Annotated in this window: 18 protein-coding genes; 4 read left to right on the top strand and 14 right to left on the bottom strand. The window is 63.6% G+C overall.

Annotated features, from left to right (window positions below; all coding sequences use genetic code 11):
- Window positions 1-4: 4 nt before the first annotated feature.
- The 14 genes from LB551_RS13325 to ftsZ all read right to left on the bottom strand — a co-directional run bounded on the left by LB551_RS13325 (window position 5) and on the right by ftsZ (window position 16,484).
- Window positions 5-826: an aspartate/glutamate racemase family protein gene (locus LB551_RS13325; RefSeq protein WP_224659475.1), complete on the bottom strand. Its 822-nt coding sequence runs from the start codon at window positions 824-826 to the stop codon at window positions 5-7.
- Entirely contained in the window at window positions 823-2,184 is a 1,362-nt protein-coding gene (locus LB551_RS13320) for a dicarboxylate/amino acid:cation symporter (RefSeq protein ID WP_224659474.1), read from the bottom strand. The genes LB551_RS13325 and LB551_RS13320 overlap by 4 nt, the downstream gene beginning before the upstream one ends.
- A 2-nt stretch (window positions 2,185-2,186) precedes the next feature.
- Complete coding sequence (locus LB551_RS13315) at window positions 2,187-3,020, bottom strand: substrate-binding periplasmic protein (protein WP_224659473.1); 834 nt, start codon at window positions 3,018-3,020, stop codon at window positions 2,187-2,189.
- Between the two features lie 231 nt (window positions 3,021-3,251).
- Window positions 3,252-4,193 carry a sugar phosphate isomerase/epimerase family protein gene (locus LB551_RS13310; RefSeq protein ID WP_224659472.1) on the bottom strand — a complete coding sequence of 314 codons (942 nt, stop codon included), beginning with the start codon at window positions 4,191-4,193 and terminating at the stop codon, window positions 3,252-3,254.
- 48 nt (window positions 4,194-4,241) lie between these two features.
- Window positions 4,242-5,759 carry a glycerol-3-phosphate dehydrogenase gene (locus LB551_RS13305; RefSeq protein WP_224659471.1) on the bottom strand — a complete coding sequence of 506 codons (1,518 nt, stop codon included), beginning with the start codon at window positions 5,757-5,759 and terminating at the stop codon, window positions 4,242-4,244.
- Between the two features lie 45 nt (window positions 5,760-5,804).
- Window positions 5,805-6,845 (bottom strand): 2-hydroxyacid dehydrogenase, encoded by a 1,041-nt coding sequence (locus tag LB551_RS13300; protein WP_224659470.1) that lies wholly within the window; start codon window positions 6,843-6,845, stop codon window positions 5,805-5,807.
- Between the two features lie 10 nt (window positions 6,846-6,855).
- The gene (locus LB551_RS13295; protein ID WP_224659469.1) at window positions 6,856-8,409 is read right to left on the bottom strand and encodes an FGGY-family carbohydrate kinase; all 1,554 of its coding nucleotides are present in this window, start codon (window positions 8,407-8,409) and stop codon (window positions 6,856-6,858) included.
- On the bottom strand, window positions 8,409-9,533 hold the full coding sequence (locus LB551_RS13290; RefSeq protein ID WP_224623501.1) for an ABC transporter ATP-binding protein: 1,125 nt from the start codon (window positions 9,531-9,533) through the stop codon (window positions 8,409-8,411). The genes LB551_RS13295 and LB551_RS13290 overlap by 1 nt, the downstream gene beginning before the upstream one ends.
- Window positions 9,530-10,648 (bottom strand): ABC transporter ATP-binding protein, encoded by a 1,119-nt coding sequence (locus LB551_RS13285; RefSeq protein ID WP_224659468.1) that lies wholly within the window; start codon window positions 10,646-10,648, stop codon window positions 9,530-9,532. Before LB551_RS13285 ends, LB551_RS13290 begins: the two co-directional genes overlap by 4 nt.
- A 4-nt stretch (window positions 10,649-10,652) precedes the next feature.
- On the bottom strand, window positions 10,653-11,510 hold the full coding sequence (locus LB551_RS13280; RefSeq protein ID WP_224623503.1) for a carbohydrate ABC transporter permease: 858 nt from the start codon (window positions 11,508-11,510) through the stop codon (window positions 10,653-10,655).
- 9 nt (window positions 11,511-11,519) lie between these two features.
- Window positions 11,520-12,443 (bottom strand): carbohydrate ABC transporter permease, encoded by a 924-nt coding sequence (locus LB551_RS13275; protein WP_224659467.1) that lies wholly within the window; start codon window positions 12,441-12,443, stop codon window positions 11,520-11,522.
- 154 nt (window positions 12,444-12,597) lie between these two features.
- The gene (locus tag LB551_RS13270) at window positions 12,598-14,043 is read right to left on the bottom strand and encodes an ABC transporter substrate-binding protein (protein ID WP_140497757.1); all 1,446 of its coding nucleotides are present in this window, start codon (window positions 14,041-14,043) and stop codon (window positions 12,598-12,600) included.
- A 45-nt stretch (window positions 14,044-14,088) separates the two neighbouring features.
- Window positions 14,089-15,063, bottom strand: coding sequence for a sugar-binding transcriptional regulator (locus LB551_RS13265; protein WP_181165158.1), 975 nt, complete (start codon window positions 15,061-15,063; stop codon window positions 14,089-14,091).
- A gap of 383 nt (window positions 15,064-15,446) precedes the next feature.
- Complete coding sequence (ftsZ, locus tag LB551_RS13260; protein ID WP_140551191.1) at window positions 15,447-16,484, bottom strand: cell division protein FtsZ; 1,038 nt, start codon at window positions 16,482-16,484, stop codon at window positions 15,447-15,449.
- Between the two features lie 487 nt (window positions 16,485-16,971).
- Between ftsZ and LB551_RS13255 the strand changes: the two genes are divergently transcribed.
- The 4 genes from LB551_RS13255 to LB551_RS13240 all read left to right on the top strand — a co-directional run bounded on the left by LB551_RS13255 (window position 16,972) and on the right by LB551_RS13240 (window position 22,559).
- Window positions 16,972-18,327: a glutamine synthetase family protein gene (locus LB551_RS13255; protein WP_224659466.1), complete on the top strand. Its 1,356-nt coding sequence runs from the start codon at window positions 16,972-16,974 to the stop codon at window positions 18,325-18,327.
- A gap of 129 nt (window positions 18,328-18,456) precedes the next feature.
- Window positions 18,457-19,341, top strand: coding sequence for a helix-turn-helix domain-containing protein (locus LB551_RS13250; RefSeq protein ID WP_224659465.1), 885 nt, complete (start codon window positions 18,457-18,459; stop codon window positions 19,339-19,341).
- Window positions 19,342-19,477: 136 nt separating this feature from the next.
- Window positions 19,478-21,661: a TonB-dependent siderophore receptor gene (locus LB551_RS13245; protein WP_224659464.1), complete on the top strand. Its 2,184-nt coding sequence runs from the start codon at window positions 19,478-19,480 to the stop codon at window positions 21,659-21,661.
- Window positions 21,662-21,683: 22 nt separating this feature from the next.
- Window positions 21,684-22,559, top strand: a complete 876-nt coding sequence (locus LB551_RS13240) for an iron-siderophore ABC transporter substrate-binding protein (protein ID WP_224659463.1) — start codon at window positions 21,684-21,686, stop codon at window positions 22,557-22,559.
- Window positions 22,560-22,563 lie beyond the last annotated feature (4 nt).

Below are 22,563 nucleotides of genomic sequence, written 5' to 3'. Positions count from 1 at the left end.
CGGTTCAGTGTTGGATAGAACCGCCGAACCGCTCCAGCTCTTTACGGGCCAACTCTTTACGGGCCAACTCTTTACGGGACGAGAACACCGGCCGAGGTCGCGGAACGTCCTGCGCGGCGAAGCCCAACCGTGTCAAACAGGCTCGCGCCAGGGCCGCATTGCTGTCGATGACGATCAATCCGTTCGTAGGATTGAGGCTGGCGGCCACCACCGACAGTTCGGTGCAGCCGAGAACGGCCGTGTCGGCGCCGGCCGATCGCGCGATTTCAAGCGCACGCTCGGTTTCGCTCGCCGCCTCCGCGATTGAACCACGCTTGACGAGGCCGATCGCTCTATCGACGCGACCCTGGAATTCCGTACCCGCGGGGAAGCAGAGCTCAAATCCCGCCGCCAACATCTTGTCCCGATAGAAGCCGGAGACCAGCGTGCCCTGCGTGGCGAGGATCGTAACCTTGCCTCGGCCCAGGCTCCGATGGGTTTCAGCTACGACCGCGTCGGCGATATGGATGATCCGCGCCTGCGAGCTTGCGGCCAGTTGCTCATACCAATGATGGGCGGTGTTGCACGGCATTGCGATACAGGCAACGCCGAGCGCATTGAGCGTCGAGACCGCGGCTTTCAAAGACGGCAGCGGACCGTCATGGCCGGCAAGGATCGCCTCGGTCCTGTCAGGCAACTGTGGCACGCTGAGGATGACGGCGGGCACATGCTCATTGTCCCGGAACGCCTGGGTCATTCGGGTCAGCTTGAAGTAGAAGTCAGCCGATGCCAACGGCCCGAGGCCGCCGATGACGCCGAGCTGGAGGCTGATGCCATGGTCGATCATCGGACGGGCTCGGCTTCGAGCTGTTCCGAGGCCGCTTCGACAGACTGCGTCGTCTCCCTATGGCTGGGCGCGATCATTGCGGTGCTCGCCGCCACGGTGCAGACGCTGGACAGCGTCATGAACGTGTCGACGGCCGCGTCGACCGCGACGAACAGGGCGAATGCCGCCTCGAAGGGAATCTTCAGGTAGCCACAGACGATCGACATCTGGGACAGGATGAGCAGGCTGCCCATGCCGCCGGTCGTGAGCGCGAGAAGCGCCGAGGTGATGCCGACGAGCAGGAGGTCGGGGATTGCCAGGGGGCGGCCGTAGAGCTGAGCGATGAAAAGAACACCCGACGTGTAAAGCAGCGCCGGGCCTGTGCGCAGCAATGCCGCCTGCAAAGGCACGAGCAGTTCGACGACCACCAGGCTGAACCGCAGACGCTCGCTCAGCAGGTTGATGACCCACGGAAGCGAGGCGACGGTAGAGCGGGTGGTGATGGCCACCATGAGAAGGGGCTGACACGTCTTGATCGTGACCCAGTAGCTTCGCCGAGAGCGGATGGCGATGACGGCGAATGCGCCGGCGATGAATGTGAGGCAGGAAAGACCCATCACCAGCAGATAACCGCCCATCAGCGTGAGCGGCTTGGTTCCGGTCGACGCGGTCTGATCCGCGATCAGGATGAAGGTTGCAAACGGCAATCCCCAGATGAACCAGTTGGTAAGGACCGTGCAGGCCCGGTAAACCGCGTTCAGCGCCTGAGACAGGCTCATCGACGAAGGCTGGGGAATCTTGCCCATCGCGAGCCCGAACAGCAGGCAGAACAGCAGGACCTGGATGGTTTGACCTGAGGCCAGCGCGCTGAACACGTTGTTCGGCACGAGATCGAGCAGTATCGAGTGCCCGCTGTCGGCCCCCTCGTCAGGTGGCGGTTGGTAGGGGAATGCGAGATCGGTGGATACGCTGCCCTGCGAATTGATGAACTCGCCAAGCTCGATGCGTGATTGCGGATTCTCGATCTGGCCCGGCTGAAGGACAAGCGAGTAGGTGCCACTCACCAATACGCTCAGGAATGACACGACCAGCACCGCCATACCCACGCGACCCAGGTAACGGACCGAGTTCGGATCCTGAACCATCGACATGATCGAGAAGATGACCGACGAGACCAGGTAGGGTAGGACGACCATCTTGAGGAAATTCAGGTAGAGCTGCGCCACAGGGCTGATCGCATGGGCAAATGCTGGATAGTAGAGGCCGCAAAGGATTCCCGCCCCGATCATCGCGATCGTCGTCGCGGGCGAGCGCAATACGCGCCTTGCCGCCAGGCGCCAATCGAAAGCCATGTGTCCGGATGCTTCGGAGATGGCCATCGTCAGGCTTTGCTCCCCAACCGGTAGCGCGCGATGATCTCGTCAGTCTTGAGAACCTGCTGGCCGCGCGCGAGATCGAGATAAAGGTCGATAAAGGCCGCGAGATGCGGATTATCCGGTCGCACGCCGATTGCGATCGTGTCTACCTTGTCGGTCAGCGTGATCGAGCGCGCGGCGACCGTCATCGACGGATCGTCGACCATCAGCTTCTTGATCTCGAAATCGTCGCGATACGCCATGTCGATCGCCCCGTCGCGGATCGCATCGACAACCATGTCCCAACCTGCAAAACGATGAACTTGTGCATGCGGGAAGGTCGTCGCGGCATAGGTTGCGAATGACGAGCCCTCGATCACGCCGAGATCGCCCGAGAAATCGCGGATGATCTGCTCGGGTGGCTTGCCTTGCGCGATGCGCGCCAGATTGAGGCGATTGGCGATGAGGCCTTGGTGCAGCATGGCATAGGGCCGGGAATAGAGGATCGACCGGCCACGGCGAAGAGTTCGGCTGAGCTTGCCGATGGCTATGTCCGCCTGGCCGGAAGTCAGCTGTTTCACCATGCCGTCGAACGTTGCGGCGGATCGGTCGAACACCGGCTCGACGCCGAGCTCCGCTGCGATGCCGCGGGCCAGTTCCATGTCTATGCCGCTGTCCCCCGATCCATCGGCCGGGAAGAATGGATCGGAGGCAAAGGCCGGCATTGCAATGCGCAGCGCATTGTCGCTGACGACGGGAGCGATCTCCGCCTGCTGTCCTGGAGTGTTGGCCGCCCGGGCTTGCGCGGCCAGCAAGCCGACGCTTCCAGCCGTGAGCAGCGTGCGACGTGTAACCGACATGCGGATTCTCTGGTTAGCGAGGGAAGCCGGACAGACAAATCGGACCAATTCGCAGTATGCATGGCGAAGTTAAACAAAAGTATCTTTCGCGTTGTACTTTTATAGCAATTAGCAGCGCAGGCTGCCGCAATACTCGGATTATCTAATATGTCTGGGATATCTGGTTGCTTCGCAGGGCCAATCAGTTGGACCGTCAACAGGCGCGAGTGGCATCGGCCCCCGCCCCGATTTCTACCCGTTTTTCGGCAACAGATCAGGCCTGCCCGTGTCGATGAACGGCGCCCAGTAGTCGACCGATTCGCGGATCATGGCGACCACCTGGTGGTCGACCGGTTCGCGTTCGCGGAACGACAGTTCGAGGCAGATTTCGTTGTCGGTGCCGCCGCCGCGCCGCACCGTCTCCAGCAGCTTTTCAGGCGTGATGCGGCCGTTCCTGTTGTGAGCCGCGGTGAACGGCCAGTGGCCGCCCTTGTTCATCGACGATTGCTTGATGTGGATGATCGGCGACTTCCTGGGGAAAGCCTCGGCCCAGGCATAGGGATCGATATCGGCCGGGTTGCTGGAGGTGACGTCGCCATGGTCGATGTCGACCATCATCTCCAGCGGAATGGCCATGCCGGCCGCGTCGATCGCATCCTGCAGCAGCCGGCAATTCTCGATCGTGTGGCCGAACTCGCGGCCGACCGACATCGGCTCCCAGAACAGGTAGTTAAGCCCGGCCGCGCGGGCGTGTTCGGCGACCTCGCGCCAGCATTCCAGCGCAATGTCGAACAGGCGCGCGCGGCGCGCGGGATCATCATAATCGCGATGGGTGAAGATCGCGAATTGGGTACCCATGCCGCCGGCGCCAAGCTCGGCCGAGATGTCGGCAAAGATCTTGAACCAGTCGACATAGTAGCGGCGCACATCGGCGTCTGGATGGCCGAAATGGTTGAGCCGGCCGTAAGGACCGGTCATGCCCGATGTCACACGCACGCCGGTGCGGTTCAAGGCGCCGCGGAACAGGCGGATGAATTTGACGATCGTCGCCGCCGGCCAGCCCGGATTGACGAATTCATGCGTGAGCTGAATGTCCCTGATGCCGATGTCGTAGGCGATGGTATCGACCAGGTCGTCAGGCTCGGCAAAGCGATTGACCAGCGGATTGGTGTTGAGGGAGAGCGTGAATGCCACGATCGCGATCCTCTCAGCCCTGTCGCGCTACATTGGCGATGATTGCCATCACCCTGCCCTCGCCAGCCGGCTCGCGCACCAGTGTTCGAAAGCCGATCTCTCCTCGGCGGAAAGATGCAGGCCGTGCTTGGTGCGCCGTTCGAGAATGTCGGCCGGTGTCTCAGCCCATTCCTGCTCGAACAGGTAACTGGCCTCGCGCTCGAAGAAATCCTTGCCGAAGCATCGCCCGAGTTCCGCTAGCGAGTGGGCTGCGCCGACCAGAAGGCGTGTCCTGGTCCCATAGAGCCGGCCGTAGTGCTTGAGCAGCGATGCAGGCATCCACGGATACTCCCGCCCGAGATCGCCTAGAAACTGTTCGAAATCGGCATTGGCGATGTCGCCGCCAGGCAGATACGCCTTCGCCGTCCAGGGCTTGCCCATCCGAGGGAAGAACGGAGCGATCCTGTCCAGCGCATGCTCGGCGAGCTTGCGGAAGGTGGTGATCTTGCCGCCAAAGACGGACAGCAGCGGCGCCTCAGCATCCGGCGCGTCGAGTTCGAAAATATAGTCGCGCGTCACGGCACTCGGGTTGTCGGCATTGTCGTCATAGAGCGGCCTGACGCCGGAGAACGAATAGACGACATCGCCGCGCGCGAGGCCGCGCTTGAAATAGCGGTTGACCACCCTGATCAGGTATTCGATCTCGCTCTCGTCCGCCGCCACATCCTCGGGTCGGCCGTCATAGGGAATGTCGGTGGTGCCTATCAAGGCGAGATCGCCCTGATAAGGATTGATGAAGATCACCCGCTTGTCGCTGTTCTGGATGAGATAGGCCTGACGCCCCTCCCAGAATTTGGGCACGACGATATGGCTGCCCTTGACCAGGCGGACATTGCGCGTCGAGTTCTGGCCAGCCACGCGGTTGATGATGTCGTTGACCCAGGGGCCGGCGGCATTGACCAGCGCACGCGCCCGCACGGTGGTCTTCACGCCGGTCTTGCCGTCGCGCATCTCCACCGACCAGAGGCCGCCTTCCCGGCGGGCGGCGGTGCAGGCGGTTCGGGTGAAGACCTTGGCTCCGCGCTCGCGCGCGTCCAGCGCATTGATCAGCACGAGACGGGCGTCGTCGACCCAGCAGTCGGAATATTCGAAACCGCGCTTGAATTCATCCTTGATCGGCGCGCCTTCGGGCGCGGTACGCAGATCGAGCGTGCGGGTAGCCGGCAGCCGCTTGCGGCCGCCGAGATGGTCGTAGAGGAACAGGCCGAGCCTGACCAGCCATGCCGGCCGGTCGTCAGGACTGTGCGGCAGCACGAAGCGCATCGGCCAGATGATGTGCGGCGCCGATTCCAACAGCACCTCGCGCTCGATCAGCGCCTCGCGCACCAGGCGGAATTCATAATATTCGAGATAGCGCAGGCCGCCATGGACGAGCTTGCCCGATCGCGAACTGGTGCCTTCCGCCAGATCGTCCTTTTCGCACAGAATGACGGAGAGGCCGCGGCCTGCCGCATCGCGGGCGATGCCGGCGCCGTTGACGCCGCCGCCGATGACGAGGAGATCGACGATTTCGGGTCCGCCGCTCATCTCGTCACGATCTCGCTGCCGGATTTGCACGCATGGCTGCCGCTCTCAGCACGGGTTGACCGGAGGCAGCCCGGCGATATAGCGGCGCACCTCCTCGGCGGCCTGCTCGGCCGCATAGGTGACGGTGCGCACCGAAGCACCGGCGATATGCGGCGTCAGCGTCACGTTGGGAAGCCGCAGCAAGGGCCAGTCCGATGGCACCGGCTCGACCGCGAACGTCTCCAGCATGGCACTTGCGACCTGTCCCGAAACAAGCGCCTCATAAAGGGCGTCATAGTCGACCAGCGGTCCGCGCGCGGTGTTGACAAAGATCACGCCGGGCTTCATCCGCGCGATGGCGTCCTTGCCGATTAGGCCGCGCGTCTCCTGCGTCACCCGCGAATGCAGCGTGACCACATCGGAACGGGACAGGAGATCGTCCAGAGCGACGAGCTCGACGCCGGCATTGCGGTCCTCGGCGCTCAACTGCACATAGGGGTCGCTGACCAGGACGTGGCAGCCGAAAGCACGCAGCAGCCTGACTACCTTTGTTCCGATATTGCCATAACCGACGACGCCGACGGTCATCTCGCTAAGCTCGCGGCCGGTGCGGTCGGCGCGATAGAGATCGCCGCGCCATTCGCCCCTGCGCAGCGCTTCGTGGCCGACCCGGATCAGCCGCGTCTCGGCCAGTATGGCGCCGATGGTGAATTCGGCCACGGCGGTCGCGTTGCGGCCGGGCACGTTGACGACGGTGATGCCATGCGTGCGGGCCGCTTCCATGTCGATGTTGATCGGGCCGCCGCGCGAAACCGCGACCAGCTTCAGCGCCGGCAGGCGCCGCATCATGCCCTCCGACAAGGGCGCGAGCTGGGTGACGAGGATCTCGGCATCGGCGATGAACTCGACAACCTCGTCGGGACGGCCGAAATACTCCTTGACCTTGTCGAGGCCGAGCGCCGGGTCGCCGAACTCCATCGGCTCGTCGGGCCAGGCCGTCTGCAATGTCCTGACATCGAGGTCACCGCTCGCGACCTTCTCGATTTTGGCGCGAAACACCTCCGGAAGCATGAAGTTGTCGCCAATGATCGCTATTTTCCTGGGCATACTCGACTTCTCAATTTGCCTGCACTGAAGCCATCGCGCGCCAGACCGGCCGCAACGCCTGGTGCGCCAACATGTAGGACGGGCTCATCCTGTCATAGATCGCGGCGAGGTTCCGATCGCTCGGCTCGGCCTCGCCAAGCAGCGGCGTTACCCATTCCGCGACGCATTCGTCCATCGACTTATACAGGCCGACGCATACCGCCGCGATCATCGCCGCGCCGGCCGCCCCGGCCTCCTCGCGCTCACTGGTGCGGATGTCTGCGCCGACGGCGGCACCGAGGATCTTGCGCAGCGCCGGGCTTCGGGCGGCGCCGCCGGTCAGCCGGATCTCGCGCGGCAATGGCCCCATGGCGGCGTAGCAATCGCGCGCGGCGAAGGCCAATCCCTCGAAGACGGCGCGCACCAGATCGGCATAGCCGTGACGCGAGGAAATGCCGACGAAGCCGGCCCTGGCATTGGCATCGACGAACGGCCCCCGCTCGCCGGCCTCGGACACGTAGGGCTGGTAGAGCAACGACGCCGGCTGCGATGCGGCGATCCAGGTGTCGACGAGCGCGATCATCTCGCCATTGCTGCGGGTGATGCCTTGCGAGGCGAGGATGCCGGAGGCCAGCCCAAGCACCCAGTCGATGTTGAGCGTCGCCGCCATGTTGGACTGCATCTGCGCGAACACGCCGGGCGCCGGCATGGCCATGGTGTAGCCGGTCGCGGCCTCGTTGAGCTGCACGTCGTCGGGCGTCTCGGCCAGCCGCATATGCATGCCGGTCGAGCCGATGATGGTGCAGCCGGGCTTGCGCTCGCGGTCGAGCAGGCCGGCGCCAAGCGCGGTGCAGACGACGTCGACATAGCCGAGCACGACCGGCGTGCCGGCAAGCATGCCGGTGGCGGCGGCCGCCGCCTGCGACAGTGCGGCGCTGTGCCTGGTGCCGTCTGTGACCGGCGGTAGCAAATGCCTGAGGTCGGCGACGCCGAGCACGTCGAGCACATCCTCGCTATAGTCGCGGGTGCGGAAATCGCCAAAGGTGAAGGTTCCCTCGGAGGGATCGGTGGCACGTTCGCTGGTAAGCTTGAAATAGAGCCAGTCCTTGCAGTGAAACGCCGTCGCCGCCTTGGCGAGCATTTCTGGCATGTTGCGCTTCATGAACACGAACTGCGAGCCCTGCTGGCAGGCGGCGAGCCCGCTGCCGGTCTTTTCGAAGCGCAGTCTGTCTTCCGGCCGCGCGCGTATTTCCTCGACGACGCCTGCGGCGCGCGCGTCGAGCCAGAGCCAGCCCTTCGCCACCGGCTCGCCCTTGCCGTCGATCAGCCAGGTGCCGTCGCCCTGCCCGGTCACCGCGATGGCGATGGTCCGGCCGGCGAGATCGGGCACTTTCTCGGCGAGCTGGCGCAAGGTCGCCGCCGCATCCGCCCATGTGCGCGCCAGATCCTGTTCGGCGCCGCCGCCCGGCAGCGTCTCGTAACGGTTCGGCGTTGCCGCGGCGGCGATCTGCCGGCCCTTCGTGTCGAAGGCGATGGACTTGATGACGGAAGTGCCGGCGTCGATGCCGATCAAGAGATCACGCATCAGGCGAGCTCCATGCCGTGCGAGATGGCCTCGCCGCTCGCCTGGTCGAAGACATGCAGGTTCTTCGGGTCGATGCTGACATTGATCGGCGCGCCAAGGTCCAGCCGGGTGCGGTCGTGCTCGACCAGGACCAGCGAGCCGCCGGCGAAATCGGCCGCTATATGGGTCTGGTCGCCAAGCCATTGATTGGCCGAAACCCTGGCGGGGACACCTTCCTTCGAGCGCCGCACCGCGTAAGGCCTGATGCCGATGACCACCCGCTCGCGGCTGAGCAGCTGGTCGCGGACGGGAGCGCTGAAGGCGTCCTTATCGTAGTCGAGCGACAGGCCATCGGGCAGCTTGAGATTGATGCGCCCGGCGGTGGCGCCGACATAGGCCTCGAAGACGTTCATCGGCGGCTCGCCGACGAAGGTGCCGGTGAACAGGTTCGCCGGACGTTCCTTGATCCGGTCCGGCGTATCGAACTGCTGCAGCACGCCGCCTTCCATCACCGCGATGCGGTCGGCAAGCGCATTGGCCTCGGTCTGGTCGTGGGTGACCAGGATCGCGGTCAAGCCGCGTTCCTTGATGAAATGCTTGATGCGGCCGCGCAGCACGGCGCGCAGCTGCGGTTCGAGCTGCCCCATCGGCTCGTCGAGCAGATGCAGGTCGGCGTCGCGGATCAGCGCCCGGCCAAGGCTGGCGCGCTGCTGCTGGCCACCGGAGATGGAGCTTGGGTAACGCTCCAATATGTCCTCGATCTCGAGCAGCTTGGCGATGCTGGCGACCCTGGCCTCGACCTCGCTTCTGGGCAGCCGGGCCGCCTTGAGCGCGAAGGCCATGTTCTCGCGCACCGTCAGCGGCGGGTAGAGCGAATAGCCCTCGAAGGCCATCGCCACGTTGCGCCTGACCGGCGGCAGCGTGTGTACCTGGCGGCCGGCGACCGAGATCGCGCCGCGCGACACCTCCTCGAAGCCGGCGATCATGCGCAGCGTCGAGGTCTTGCCGCAGCCGGACGAACCGAGCAGCGCCACGATCTCGCCCTTGTCGATCTCCATCGTCAGCTTCTTGACGGCGTGGACGCCCCGGTCGATCGGGCCATAGAATTTGTCGACGCCGGAAATGGTGAGTGCGCTCGCGCTCATGCGGCTTCTCCGTTGCGCAAACTGACGACGTTCTTGGAGCCGATGCGCTCGCCGCTGGCGCGATCGAACAACAGGGCGCTCTTGCCGTCGACGGCGATATAAGCCTTGCCTTCGCTGCGGCCCGGTGTTCCGGCCGGCCGCGAAACCAGGATCTCGCGGCCGCGCAGCGTGCGCACCAGCGTGACGATCTTTTCGTTGAGCGGCGTTTCGGCCTCGACCGTCACCGGAATGGCGCCGGGTTCATTTTCGCCGACGAAATGCAGGGCTTCCGGCCTGAGCCCGATGATGCAGTCGCGGCCGACCGCGGTCTCGGGAGCCCCGCCGAGATGGACCTGCACGTTCGATAAGGCGACATGGATTCCCTTGGCGCCAAGCGCCGGCTTGACGTCGAGCAGGTTGATGGTCGGATCGCCGAACAGCCGCGCGATCTCGACATTTGCCGGCTCGCGATAAATCTGTTCGGGCGTGCCGAGCTGGCTGATGACGCCTTGCGACATGACCGCGATGCGGTCGCCGAGCGCCATGGCTTCCTTGTAGTCCTGGGTGACGTAGACGACGGTGGCGCCGCGGTCTGCGAGCAGGCGCGGCAGTTCGAGCCGCATCTCGAAGCGCAGCTTGGCATCGACATTGCGCAAGGGATCGTCGAGCAGCAGCAGCGGCGGCGAGCCGACCAGCGCACGGGCAAGTGCTGTGCGCTGCTTCTGGCCGTTGGAAAGAGCACGCGGCTTATGCGAGAGCACATGGGCGATCTTCAGCAGCCTGGCGACGCTCTCGACGCCCCCCTTGATCGCGCCCTGCGACGACCGCTTGGCCTCCAGCGGCGTAGCGATGTTGTCGAACGCGCTCATATGCGGAAACAGCGCGAAATTCTGGAACGCCATGCCGACGCCACGGAATTCAGCGTCGACATCGGTCATGTCCTCGCCGCCGATGAGGATCTTGCCTTCATCGGGGTCGATGACGCCGGCGACGAGGCGCAACAGCACCGTCTTGCCGGCGCCGGAGGGTCCGAACAGGACAAGCGTCTCGCCATCGGCGACGGTCAGCGACAGATTGTCGAGCACGGTCTGGCTCTTGTAGCGCTTGACGATTTTTCTGAGTTCGAGGCTGGCCATGGAACTACCCCTTCACCGCGCCGAGCGACAGGCCTTCGACAAGGTAGCGCTGCGCATAGAGGGCGAGCGCCAGCGTCGGCGTGATCGACAAAACGATGGCCGCCGAGATCTGGCCGTACTGGATGCCCGAGGAGGTGATGAAGGCGAGCGCGCCGACCGTCACCGGCTGCTTGTCGGCCGAGGCCAGCACCAGCGCGAAAACGAAATTGTTCCAGGCGAATATGAAGGCGAGCAGGCCGGCCGCGGCGATGCCTGGGCCGGCGAGCGGCAGCGCTATTCTGCGGAAGGTGGCAAACCAGGAATGGCCGCCGATGCGATAGGCATATTCGATGTCGGCCGGAATATCCTCGAAATAGCCGCGCACGATCCACAGGATCAGCGGCAGGCAGATCAGCTGGTAGACCCAGATCAGCCCTATATAGGTGTTGGCCAACCCGAGCTTCTGGAAATAGAGCGTGAGCGGCAACAGCACCAGCAGGGCCGGCGCGAACCTGAACGACAGCAGCGTGAAGGCGATGTCCTCCGAGCCGCGGAACTTGTGCCGCGCGAAGGCGTAGGCCGCCGGGACGCCGAGCAGCAGCGAGACCGCGACCGAGGTCACCGACAGGAACACCGAATTCCAGAGATTGCGCATGAAGGCGATGTCGAGTGTGCCGGCGGCGGTCGTCAGCTTGCCGGTGATCAGCGCTGTGTAGTTGGCGAGCGTCGGCTCGAAGACCAGTTGCGGCGGAATGCGCAGGATGGTCTCGTTGGTCTGGAACGACATCATCAGGATCCAGACGATCGGGAACATGAAGAAGATCACGACCAGTGTGAGTGCCGCGCCGCGCAGGGTGCGTTCAAGCAAGGAGGTGTGTTCCATGGCTGCCTCCTATACTTGGCCCCGGGCGCGCTCGCGCAGCCTGAGCCAGTTCTTGATGAAGATGTTGGAGAGGAAATAGGTGATCGCCCACAGGATGATCATCAGCGCCGCCGAGCGGCCGACATTGGTCGACTGGAAGAAGTTGAGGTAGGCCTCGACCTGGAACACGGTCAGCGTGTCGCCCGGTCCTCCTTGCGTCATGGCGTAGATGATGTCGAACTGCTGGATGGAATCGAGCAGGCGGAACAAAGTCGCCGTCAGGATGTAGGGCGTCAGCATCGGCAGCGTGATGCGGAAGAAGACGAAGCTCCTCGGCACGCCGTCGAGGGCGGCGGCCTCGAAGGGCTGCGTCGGCAGGCTGCGCAGGCCGGCAAGCAGCAGGATCATGATGAAGGGCGTGTAGACCCAGATATCGACGAGAACGACGGTGAACAAAGCCGTCGACGGCGACGAGGCCCAGCGGAAATCCTGTAAGCCGATGAGGCTGGCGAGATAGCTCAGCACGCCGAAGCCGGGATTGGTCATCAGCTTCCACATCAGCGCGGCCAACGCCGGCGCCGTCATCAGCGGCATCAGCAGCATGATCGAGATAAAGTTGTTCAGGGTCGAGCGCTTCTGCAAAAGCAGCGCGATGGCCAGGCCGAGAAGCAGTTCCAGCACCACCGTGGTGCCGGCATAGAGCAGCGAGACCTTGAGCGTGTTCCAGAACTTCGGATCCGTGAAAAAGGAGATGTAGTTGTCGCCCCAGTTGAACTGCCGCGCCCAGGGTTGGCTCAGTCGATAGCGCTGGAACGAATAGACGACCGAGGTCAGGAACGGAATCAGGATGCCGATACAGACCAGCAGAGCCGGCAGGCTGAGCACGTAGGGCAGCACTCTCTTGCTGATCCTGAAGCCCGAGGGCTTGGGTCTTTGCGATACCACCGCAGTCATCGTGCTGCTCCGTTGTCCCTGTCGCTCCGCCCTGCCGGCCGCCCAAGGGAGCAAGGCGGCCGGTCGGGCGAATTAGCGGCCACCTTACGGCACCGCGTCGCAAGCTTGAAAAGGTCGGACCGGCCTGCCAGGGCTGGCCGGTCCTCCGTTACATCTAGCCGAGGCCGGCTTCCTTGAGCTGGCCGTTGATGCTTTCGGCCAGCTTGTCGAGACCCTCGTCCACCGGCACTTCCTTGGCCACCATCTTCTGCAGCGTCGCCGCCCATTCGGTGGTGAGATCGAAGAACAGCGGCTGCGCGGTGAACTTGATCGAGGCGCCCGGCGCCGAGGCGTCGAACATCTCGACGTAGCCGGGATAGCTCTTGTTCAGCTTCTCGCGGAATGTCTCATCCTTCCAGACCGACTGGCGGACCGGATTGACGAAATCCATCTTGGTGGCGCCGAACAGCGCATGCTCGGGTCCGGAGGCCCATTGCATGAAGTACCATGTGGCGTCCTTGTCCTTGGAGAAGTTGGACATCGACAGCGACCAGATCCAGATGTTCGGCGTTGGCGCCTTGGCCTCCGGGTTGGCCTTGAAGGCGGCGAAGGCAAGCTTGCCGGCCATCTTGTTGTCGCCGCCATTCATGAAGTAGCCGAGGATGTCGGCGTCGAAGATCATCGCCGAGGCGCCGGCGCCGAGATCGGCGCCGACCTGGTACCAGGTGTAGGTCGACCAGTCCTTCGGACCGCTTTCCTGGATCATCTGCACCCATTGCTTGTGGAAAGCCTTGGACTGGGCAGTGTTCATGGCGGCCGACAATTTGCCGTCGGCCGACACGTTCAGGTCCTTCTGGTCGAAATTGGCGTAGGCCGACAGGAAGCCCGGATGGATCGTCGCCCAGGAGCGCGACCCGCGCACGCCAATACCGTAGACGCCGCCGCCGACATCCTTGGTGAGCTTGGCGGCAGCGGCCACCATCTCGTCCATATTGCCGGGAACCTTGACCCCCGCCTTGTCGAACATCCCCTTGTTGTAGGTGATGTTGTTTTGTTCAAAACCCCACGGAATGCACCATTGCTTGGCGTCTTCGGACCCCAGAGCCCCGCCCGGCTTGCCGTTCCAGGCGCAGGAGTTCTTGACGCCGGGCAGGAAGTCGTCCCAGGCATAGTTGGGGTTGGTCTTGGCCGGATCCTTGATCCATTCATTCAGGTCGGTGATCCAGCCGGCTGGGCCGTAGGTCCAGGTCATGTAGGCGCCGGTCATGAAGGCATCGTATTCGGGCGAGCTCGCCGACAACGCGGCCGTGACCTTGTCGAAATAAACGTCTTCCGGGAACACGTCGTAGACGACATTCATGCCGGTCAACTGCTTGAAGTTTTCGAGGTTGGCGATCATCGCATCCGCATAGGGATGCTTGTTGAGCAGGAGCTTGATGGTCTTGCCCTGGTGCGCCTTCCAGTCGAAGTCGGCGGCCAGCGCCCGGGTCTGCCCAAGATTGAGCAGCGTACCGGCCGTGCCGGCGGCAAGGCCCATCGCACCCAGGCCCTTGATCAGCCCACGACGGTCGACTTGTCCGCGCAGGAAAGCGTCAATGAGGTCTTTCTCTTTCTCATGCATTTGGTCTTCTCCTCCACAGGGTAGTTTTAACTGAACTGACGCCGGCTACCCGACTGGCGTCTCCTCCACGAGCGATCGCGCTGTCCGCTCATCAGTTATCAGGCCCTTGAGATAGCGGCCCTCCAGCACCGCTTTGACGGCTCGAACCTTGACCTTGCCGCCGGCTACCGCGACGATCCGGCGGCTGGCGATGTCCTCGCGCGCCAGCGCCAGCGCCCGGTTGGAAAGGGTTGTTGCCACCGCTTTGCCGGCATCGTCGAAGAAATGGCCGAGCAATTCGCCGACGCCGCCATTGCGGCGGATCTCCTCCATCTCGCCCTTCTCGATCATGCCGGTGGCGACGAGCGAGGCTTCGCGTTCGGCCGTGCCGATGCCGGCAAACAAAAGGTCGGCGGATCTTGCGAGATCGAAAACCTCGCTGATGCCCTTCTGTCCCAGCAACACCGCGCGGTCGTCCACAGTGTTGGCGAACATCGGCACCGGCATCACATAGGCTTCGGCGCCGGTGCGCTCGGCGAGGCGGTGAATGACGTCATGCGGGTTGGCCGAGAACTTCCGCGTCAGGCCGCCGAGCAGCGAAACGAAGCGGATCTTGTCTGTCGAGCTGCGCGGCAGGTATTCCACGCAGGCGGCGAGCGTGCGGCCATGGCCGACGCCGATCAGCGCCTGCTCGCCGCGTTCGATCTCACGCTTGAGGAATTGCGCGCCGGCGATGCCGAGCGCCTTGAGCGGCAACTCCTCGGAATCGAAATCGGGAACCACCTCGCAATAATCGAGGCCGTAGCGGCGCGACAGCTCGTCCTCGAGCTCGACGCATTCCGAGACTTCGCCGTCGATATAGACCTTCACCAGCCCTTCCTGATTGGCCTTGGTGATCAGGCGGTGGGCCTTGAGGCTGGTCAGCCCGAGGCGCTTGGCAACCTCGGACTGGGTAAGGCCGCCGGCGTAATGAAGCCAGGCGGCGCGTGCCGCCATGCCGGTTTCATCATCGCGCAAGAGGCCGTTTCCAAATCCAACCACGTTCCGCCCTTTGATATTTTTTTCAGTTTCTGCAAAATTTTTCACACCGACGCGTCGGAGTCAAGCGCCAAGCGCCTGCAAAACAACGCGAGGTTCAAAAACGGGCGCTGATTGTCAACGAGAATGGACATGCGGACACCTGACACGCGGCACCTATCAGGGCCACGGCAACGCTCGAAAGAAAACGGTGTCGGCTTATGTTCGCGCAGGAACCCGATCACCATGGCCGCCATCCATGTGAAGCGCCGCCGCCCAGCGGCCCGCCGGTGAGCGGATCGCAGCATTCGGCAAGCCGCTTTCGGTGATCAGGTCCAGGCCGGACCGCGATGGGCCGAGCGACGTCGATGCCCCCGGCGGCGGCAAAGGCCGACGGCGAGCAGGGCCTATTGCAACGTCCGCGCCGCGGACGGCATGGAATGGTCGTGCGCCATGCCGGCATCGGCATCTTCCACGCCGAGCCCGCGGTCGAGGCCGGTGGCCACCACGGAAACCCGGAACCGGCCTTCCATGCTCTTGTCGAAGATGGCGCCGACGATGATATCGGCGTCTTCATAGACCTCTTCACGGATTCTCGTGGCGGCCTCGTCGACCTCGAACAGGGTCATGTCGCGGCCGCCGGAAATCGAGACCAGCACGCCCTTGGCTCCCTTCATCGACATCTCGTCCAGCAGCGGGTTGGCGATGGCGGCTTCCGCCGCCTTCATCGCCCGGCTATCGCCTGACGCCTCGCCGGTTCCCATCATGGCGCGGCCCATGCCGCGCATCACCGATTTGACGTCGGCAAAGTCGAGGTTGATCAGGCCTTCCTTGACGATGAGATCGGTGATGCAGCTGACGCCGGCATAGAGGACCCGGTCGGCGATGACGAAGGCATCGGCGAAGGTGGTCTTGGCGTCGGCGATCCGGAACAGGTTCTGGTTGGGGATGACGATCACGGTGTCGGCGCTTTCGCGCAGCCGCTCGATCCCCTCTTCGGCCATCTGCATGCGGCGCCTGCCCTCGAAAGTGAACGGCTTGGTGACGACGCCGACCGTCAGGATGCCTGCCTTGCGCGCCGCCTGGGCGATCACCGGCGCGGCGCCGGTTCCGGTGCCGCCGCCCATTCCGGCGGTGACGAAGCACATATGGGTGCCGGCCAGATGGTCCATGATCTCGTCCAGCGATTCCTCGGCCGCGGCGCGGCCGATCTCGGGAAGCGATCCGGCGCCCAGCCCTTCGGTCACATGCGCGCCGAGTTGGATCAGCCGCGTCGCCTTGGACATGGTGAGCGCCTGTGCGTCTGTGTTGGCGGCAATGAATTCGGTGCCCTGAAGCTGCTCGGCGATCATGTTGTTGATGGCGTTGCCGCCGCCGCCGCCGACGCCGACAACGGTGATCTTGGGTCTCATCTCGGAGATCTCGGGCTTCTTGAACTCGGCCATGCCTCTTCTCCTTCGCCAGTCGCTCGCGCTTCACGCCCCGCCAGATCGATCACACCGCAAAACGGCAACCGACGCAGAGCGGCGTGACGAATCAGTCCGCTCGGATGGGTGTCCCAAAAAGCCAGAGAGCGGCCAGAGGTGCAAGTGCGGGGAAGGTCAAGATTTGTGATAGGGGCGTTTCATATCCCCATGACGGCCGCGCATGCCCGAGAGTGATGCAGGCATCCCGGGCCTTCATGCGGCTGCAGACGCTGCGCGCTGAGCCTGATGCCGAGCCTTGGCTTTCCGCGTCCTTACCTCTATGTTGCGATCGCAGATCGCGCAATTGGTTTTGAAATGCCTCCCGACATCCCAGCTAGTGACTTGAAAAAATAGGGAAACGTTCCGGCTGCGGCCGGATACGGCTTCCGAAAATCACAAGCCATTTTTACCAGGGATAGTGCAGCCGATCAGGGCGCGGGCACCCTTCGAAACCAGAGGTTGGAAATTGGGCGATGCAATCGCGGACGTTCTGAACTGGCTTGAGAGCCGAAACGACATCCAGAGCCTGAGGGCCGCGGTGTGCGACCTCAACGGCATCATGCGGGGAAAACGCATCCCCGTCGAGCAGGCGCGCAAGGCGCTGGAGGGCAAGCTGCGCATGCCCTATTCGCTGATCGGGCTGGACATCTGGGGCGAGGATATCGAAGGCAACGCGCTGGTGTTCTCGACCGGCGACGCAGACGGATTGTGCCAGTGGACCGGCCGCGGCATCCTTCCCGTGAACTGGACGGCGCATCCGACCGCCCTCATCCCGCTCTGGCTCGCCGACGAAGGCGGCGCGCCGTATCTCGGCGATCCCCGGCGGGCGCTGGCCCGCATCCTCGACCGCTACAAGGCTTTGGGCCTGACCCCTGTGGCCGCGACCGAGCTCGAATTCTACCTTGTCGACCCGCAATCGCAGCGGCCGGTCGGGCCTGTCTCGCCGGTCACCGGGCGGCGTCTGGATTCCGACGCGGCACTGTCAATCGACGAGATCGACGACTTCGAAGCCTTCATCCACGACATCTACGAAGCCTGCCGGGCACAAGGCATTCCCGTCGATACCGCCATTGCCGAGAACGGCGTCGGCCAGTTCGAGATCAATTTGAACCATGTCGCGGACGCGCTGCGGGCAGCCGACGACGCCGTCCTGTTCAAGCGCACGGTGAAGGGCATCGCCCGCAAGCACGGCTTTGCCGCCTGCTTCATGGCCAAACCCTATGGCGACCGGGCCGGCAATGGTTTCCACGTCCATTTCAGCCTGCTCGACGCCGACGGGCGCAACGTCTTCGACGACGGCACCGACCAGGGCTCCGGCATTATGCGCCACGCTGTCGGCGGACTGCTGGCGGCGATGGCCGAGAGCACGCTGGTGTTCGCGCCGCATTTCAACTCCTACCGCAGGCTCCGGCCGAGATCCTACGCGCCGACCGCCGTCGCCTGGGGTTACGAGAACCGCATGGTCGCGATCCGCATTCCCGGCGGCCCGACCGGTGCGCGCCGCATCGAGCATCGCGTATCGGGAGCGGACGCCAATCCCTATCTTGTGCTTGCCGCCATACTGGGCGCGGCACTGGTCGGCATCGAAAGGCAGATGTCACCGGGCGACCCGACCGGGAACGACGGGCAAGGCCTTGCCCCGGCCAAGCTGCCGCCGGACTGGGCATCGGCGATCGCGGCCTTTGAAAGCGGGACGCATGTGGCGGAGATCTTCCCGGCGATCCTGCGCCACTCTTTCATCGCCTGCAAACGCCAGGAACTGAATACGTTCGCGCTCAACGTCAGCGACTTCGAAATCGAGACCTACCTCGAAAGCGTCTGAGGCCGCGCTGACGGACAGCGGCGGCGTCGGTTCAGGACGACCTTCGAACCGCAAGGGCTTGCGGTGCAGTCGCTGACCGGGCATAAACATGATAGTTTTTGTCATGTATTATGCCCGGGATAAACAGAATTGACCTTCGTTGCGCGCATGGAGAGCCGGATTCAGGGATTTGCCGTGATCGGCGACCTGAAATGGCACGTCTGGGACGGCGTGGTCGCCGATCTCTGGGATGTCTCATGCGGTGACAATGCCGAGGGTTATTACGTCTCTCCCGACCCCCGGCTGTTCGTCACTCTCGGCGTCACCGGCGACGGCGCCTTCGTCGTCGAAGGCGCCCAGGGCGAGCCGCGCCGTCACAACCAGGCGTTTTCCATGGCCTATATACCGGCCGGGGTGCCGATCCGCGGCCGGGTCGAGGGACTGAAGCGGATCAGGCATCTCGACCTGCATTTCGACGCGGCCACACTGACCCGCCGCTTCGGCCGCAGCCTCGATCGCGATGCCTTGCAGATGTCGCGCCTCCAGTTTCGCGATGATCGGATCGCCACGCTTGCCGGCCTGATCGCCGCTGAATGCGGCAGCGAGCGGAAGGTGCATGATCTTTATGGCGAAGGTCTGCTCAACGCCTTGTTCGCATGCGTTTTCCAGATAGACCGGCCAAGTGCCGCCAGGCGCCGGACGCCCCTGTCCCGCCGCAAGCTGCGGCTCGTCACCGACTACATCGACGCCCACTGCCTGGACAGGATCCGCCTTGCTGATCTTGCCGCGCTGACCGGCCTGTCCGAAACGGCGATCAGCCATGCCTTCAAGGCGGCAACGGGCGTGCCGCCGCACCGCTGGCAGATGCAGGCGCGGATCGACAGGGCAAAGGCGATGATGGCGCATGAGGCTGCCTCGCTTGGCGACATCGCCCAGGCCACCGGCTTCTTCGACCAGGCGCACCTTACCCGCGTGTTCAAGTCCGTGGTCGGATTGACGCCCGGTGCGTGGATGAAGAGCGTCGGCCGCCAGTGACATTTCCGCAACATAGTGCCGCGATGTCCGTGGTTTGGACAAGAACGGACAACCCGGCCAAATCCATCCAATGACCCGCAGATAAGTTGATATAAATCATCAAGTATCTCAATGATGACAGGCGGGGACTTTCCTGATGAGCAGAATCTACCGGATCAAGGCGCTTCTGGCGGCCGGCGTGGCAGCGGTCGCGATGATCCCGCCAGCGCTCGCGCAGACGGCGCAATCCAGCATCCAGCTCGAACCGGTCTTGGTCGAGGGCGAGGCCGGAGACAGCGCGACCGGGCCGGTCGAAGGCGTCGTCGCCAAGACGACCAGAACCGGTTCCAAGACCGCGACCGACATCAAGGAAGTCCCGCAATCCGTCTCGGTGGTCGGACGGCAGGAGATCGAGGATCAGGGTGCACAGAAGGCTGACGAGGCGCTGCGCTACACCGCCGGCGTCTTTGCGCAGCCTTTTGGCCCCGACAGCGACACCAACTGGATGTACATTCGCGGCTTCGATGCGACGGCCACCGGCACCTACATGGATGGCCTCCAGCTGTTCAGCTATGGTTTCGGCGGTTTCTATGTCGACAGCTTTGGCCTTGAGCGCATCGAAGTGCTGAAAGGCCCGGCCTCGGTGCTCTATGGCGGCAGCAATCCCGGCGGCATGGTCAACTATGTCAGCAAGCGCCCGGACTTCGAACGCACGCGCTATGTCGAAACCGGCGTCAACGATGCCGGCAACGTCTATCTCGGCTTCGACATCGGCGATGTCGCCAACAACGGCACGGTCAGCTACCGGATGACGGGCAAGGTCGCCGGCGGCGATACCTACAGCGACCTGCAGAACGGCTGGCGCGGCTTCATCTCGCCGAGCATTAGCTGGAAGCCGGACGAAGCGACCACGCTAACCATACTGGCCAATTACAGCCACATCGACGAGAACCATAATGGCGGCAGCTTCCTGCCCTATGATGGAACCGTGATCGATCACATTGTCGGCGGCGTGAACTATGGCCGCATCGATCCCGATGCGAACTTCATGGAACCGAACATCGACCTCTACAAACGCGAGCAGGGCTCGCTCGGCTACGAGTTCGAGCACACGTTCGACAATGACTGGACCGTTCGCTCCAACGCCCGTTTCACCGCCGCCGACATCAACGAGGTCAGCGTTTATCCGAACGGCTGGTCAACCATCGGAGGGCCGACCGAGCTGGCGCGGATCAATTTCGATCATGACACCACGGCCAAGACCTTCCTCGCCGACAACCAGATCGAAGGCAAGGTGGCGACCGAAGCGATCGAACATACGATCCTCGCTGGCGTCGATTTCAAATATTACAACATCGACCAGGTACAGTCGTCCGGCCTCTACGATCCCAATTATGACAACCCGATCGACGCTTTCGATCCGGTGTACGGTTCGCCGCTGACGCCTCGTGTCAGCTATCTCAATCAGGACCTGACGCAGAAGCAGCTTGGCTTCTATGCACAGGATCAAATGCGCTTCGGCGATGGCTGGCTGGTGACACTGAACGGCCGCTACGACCGTGGCTGGCTCGAAGCCGACAACCGCCCGACCTATTACTCGGCGGGCTCCAGCACGCAGAGCAGCACGGTTGGCGATTTCTCCGGCCGCGCCGGCCTGGCCTATGAATTCGCCAACGGCGTAACCCCCTATGCCAGCATCGCCACCTTCTTCAATCCGATCATCGGCACCGATGCGATGGGCAATCTGTTCAAGCCGGAAGAGGGCACGCAGTACGAAGTCGGCGTGAAGTATGTGCCGACTTTTGTCGATGGCCTGTTCACCCTGTCGCTATTCGACCTGACCCGTCAGAACGTGCCGTCGAATGTCACTCCCTTCACCCAGATGCAGACCGGCGAGGTGCGTTCACGCGGCGTTGAGCTCGAAGGCAAGGTGAACGTGACGGAGGATTTCCGGGTTACCGGTGCCTTCACGGCTTACGATATCGACATCACCAGGGACGCCAATCCGGCTCTCATCGGCAAGACGCCTTTCATCGTGCCGGAAGTGATGGCTTCCGCATCGGTCGATTACACCTTCCGTGGCGACTGGTATGACGGCATCTCGATTGGCGGCGGTTTGCGCTATATCGGCTCCTCATGGGCAGACAATGAGAATACGGCGAAGGTTCCGGCGGTGACGCTGGCCGACCTGAAGCTCGGCTACGAGAAGGAGAACTGGGGCGTCGACCTCAACATCACCAACCTCTTCGACAAGACCTATGTGTCCGGCTGCCAGACAACGCTCACCTGCTCCTACGGCGAAGGCCGCTCCTTCAAGCTGAAGGCGCACACGAGTTGGTAATCATGGACCAAACCCGCCGGCGATGATCCATCCGCCCAACAGACGGCAGGTGCTTGCGCTGGCGGCCGCGGCCTTGCTGCCGCCGGTTGCCGGCAGGACCGCGACGACAAATGTTGCCGCGATCGATTGGGGCATGCTGGAAACGCTTCTGGCGCTCGGCGTCGAGCCGGCGGCGGCGACCGAACTGATCCAGTTCCGCAGGATTGCGGTCGAGCCTGCCGTTCCCCAATCCGTGACCGATCTGGGACTGCGCGGCACGCCTAACTACGAGCTGTTGCGCATCGTCGCGCCGGACTTGATCGTCATCTCCAATTTCTACGAGTACCAGCGCCCGATTCTGGAGCGCATAGCGCCGGTGTTCGCGCAAACCGTCTACGATGCCGGAGTGCCGCCCTACGCCCTCGCCGAGGCAACAACGCTGGCGCTGGGCGAAAAGCTCGGACGACCGGCCGAAGCGCAACGCTACGTCGGCGACACCGCCGACGATATAGCGCGGCGTCGCGCCGCCTTGCCAACGACGTCCGCACGGCCGGTCTTTGTCATCAGCCTCGGCGACTCCAGGCACTTCCGCGCCTTCGGCCGCGACTCCATGTTCGGTGACGTGCTAACGCGGCTCGGCCTGGTCAATGCCTGGTCCGACGAGACAAGTTACAGCGCTGCCGCACCCGTCGGCCTGGAGGCGCTGGCGCGGGTGCCCGAGGCCTCGATCCTGATCGTCTCGCCGTTGCCGGCGGATGTCGGGCGCTCGCTTCCCACCAATGCGTTGTGGAACGCGCTGCCGGCCGTGCGCCAGGGCCGCGTCGCGGTGCTCGAAGCCATCAACCATTTCGGCTGCCTGCCGTCGGCGCGCCGCTTCGCGCGCCTGGCGGCGGCGGCGCTTGCGGATCATGCTTCGTGACGGG

The sequence above is a fragment of the Mesorhizobium sp. BR1-1-2 genome, assembly GCF_020165435.1.
In the GTDB taxonomy this organism is placed as follows: Bacteria; Pseudomonadota; Alphaproteobacteria; order Rhizobiales; family Rhizobiaceae; genus Mesorhizobium.
This window is presented reverse-complemented; position numbering and strand designations above follow the sequence as displayed.

Coding starts and splice junctions, on each gene's coding strand:
- LB551_RS13290 (WP_224623501.1), bottom strand. CDS start 9,533: ATGAGCGCGAGCGCACTCACCATTTCCGGCGTCGACAAATTCTATGGC.
- LB551_RS13245 (WP_224659464.1), top strand. CDS start 19,478: ATGAGCAGAATCTACCGGATCAAGGCGCTTCTGGCGGCCGGCGTGGCA.
- LB551_RS13305 (WP_224659471.1), bottom strand. CDS start 5,759: ATGAGCGGCGGACCCGAAATCGTCGATCTCCTCGTCATCGGCGGCGGC.
- LB551_RS13320 (WP_224659474.1), bottom strand. CDS start 2,184: ATGGCCATCTCCGAAGCATCCGGACACATGGCTTTCGATTGGCGCCTG.
- LB551_RS13295 (WP_224659469.1), bottom strand. CDS start 8,409: ATGCGTGATCTCTTGATCGGCATCGACGCCGGCACTTCCGTCATCAAG.
- LB551_RS13285 (WP_224659468.1), bottom strand. CDS start 10,648: ATGGCCAGCCTCGAACTCAGAAAAATCGTCAAGCGCTACAAGAGCCAG.
- LB551_RS13315 (WP_224659473.1), bottom strand. CDS start 3,020: ATGTCGGTTACACGTCGCACGCTGCTCACGGCTGGAAGCGTCGGCTTG.
- LB551_RS13325 (WP_224659475.1), bottom strand. CDS start 826: ATGATCGACCATGGCATCAGCCTCCAGCTCGGCGTCATCGGCGGCCTC.
- LB551_RS13240 (WP_224659463.1), top strand. CDS start 21,684: ATGATCCATCCGCCCAACAGACGGCAGGTGCTTGCGCTGGCGGCCGCG.
- ftsZ (WP_140551191.1), bottom strand. CDS start 16,484: ATGGCCGAGTTCAAGAAGCCCGAGATCTCCGAGATGAGACCCAAGATC.
- LB551_RS13300 (WP_224659470.1), bottom strand. CDS start 6,845: ATGCCCAGGAAAATAGCGATCATTGGCGACAACTTCATGCTTCCGGAG.
- LB551_RS13280 (WP_224623503.1), bottom strand. CDS start 11,510: ATGGAACACACCTCCTTGCTTGAACGCACCCTGCGCGGCGCGGCACTC.
- LB551_RS13270 (WP_140497757.1), bottom strand. CDS start 14,043: ATGCATGAGAAAGAGAAAGACCTCATTGACGCTTTCCTGCGCGGACAA.
- LB551_RS13275 (WP_224659467.1), bottom strand. CDS start 12,443: ATGACTGCGGTGGTATCGCAAAGACCCAAGCCCTCGGGCTTCAGGATC.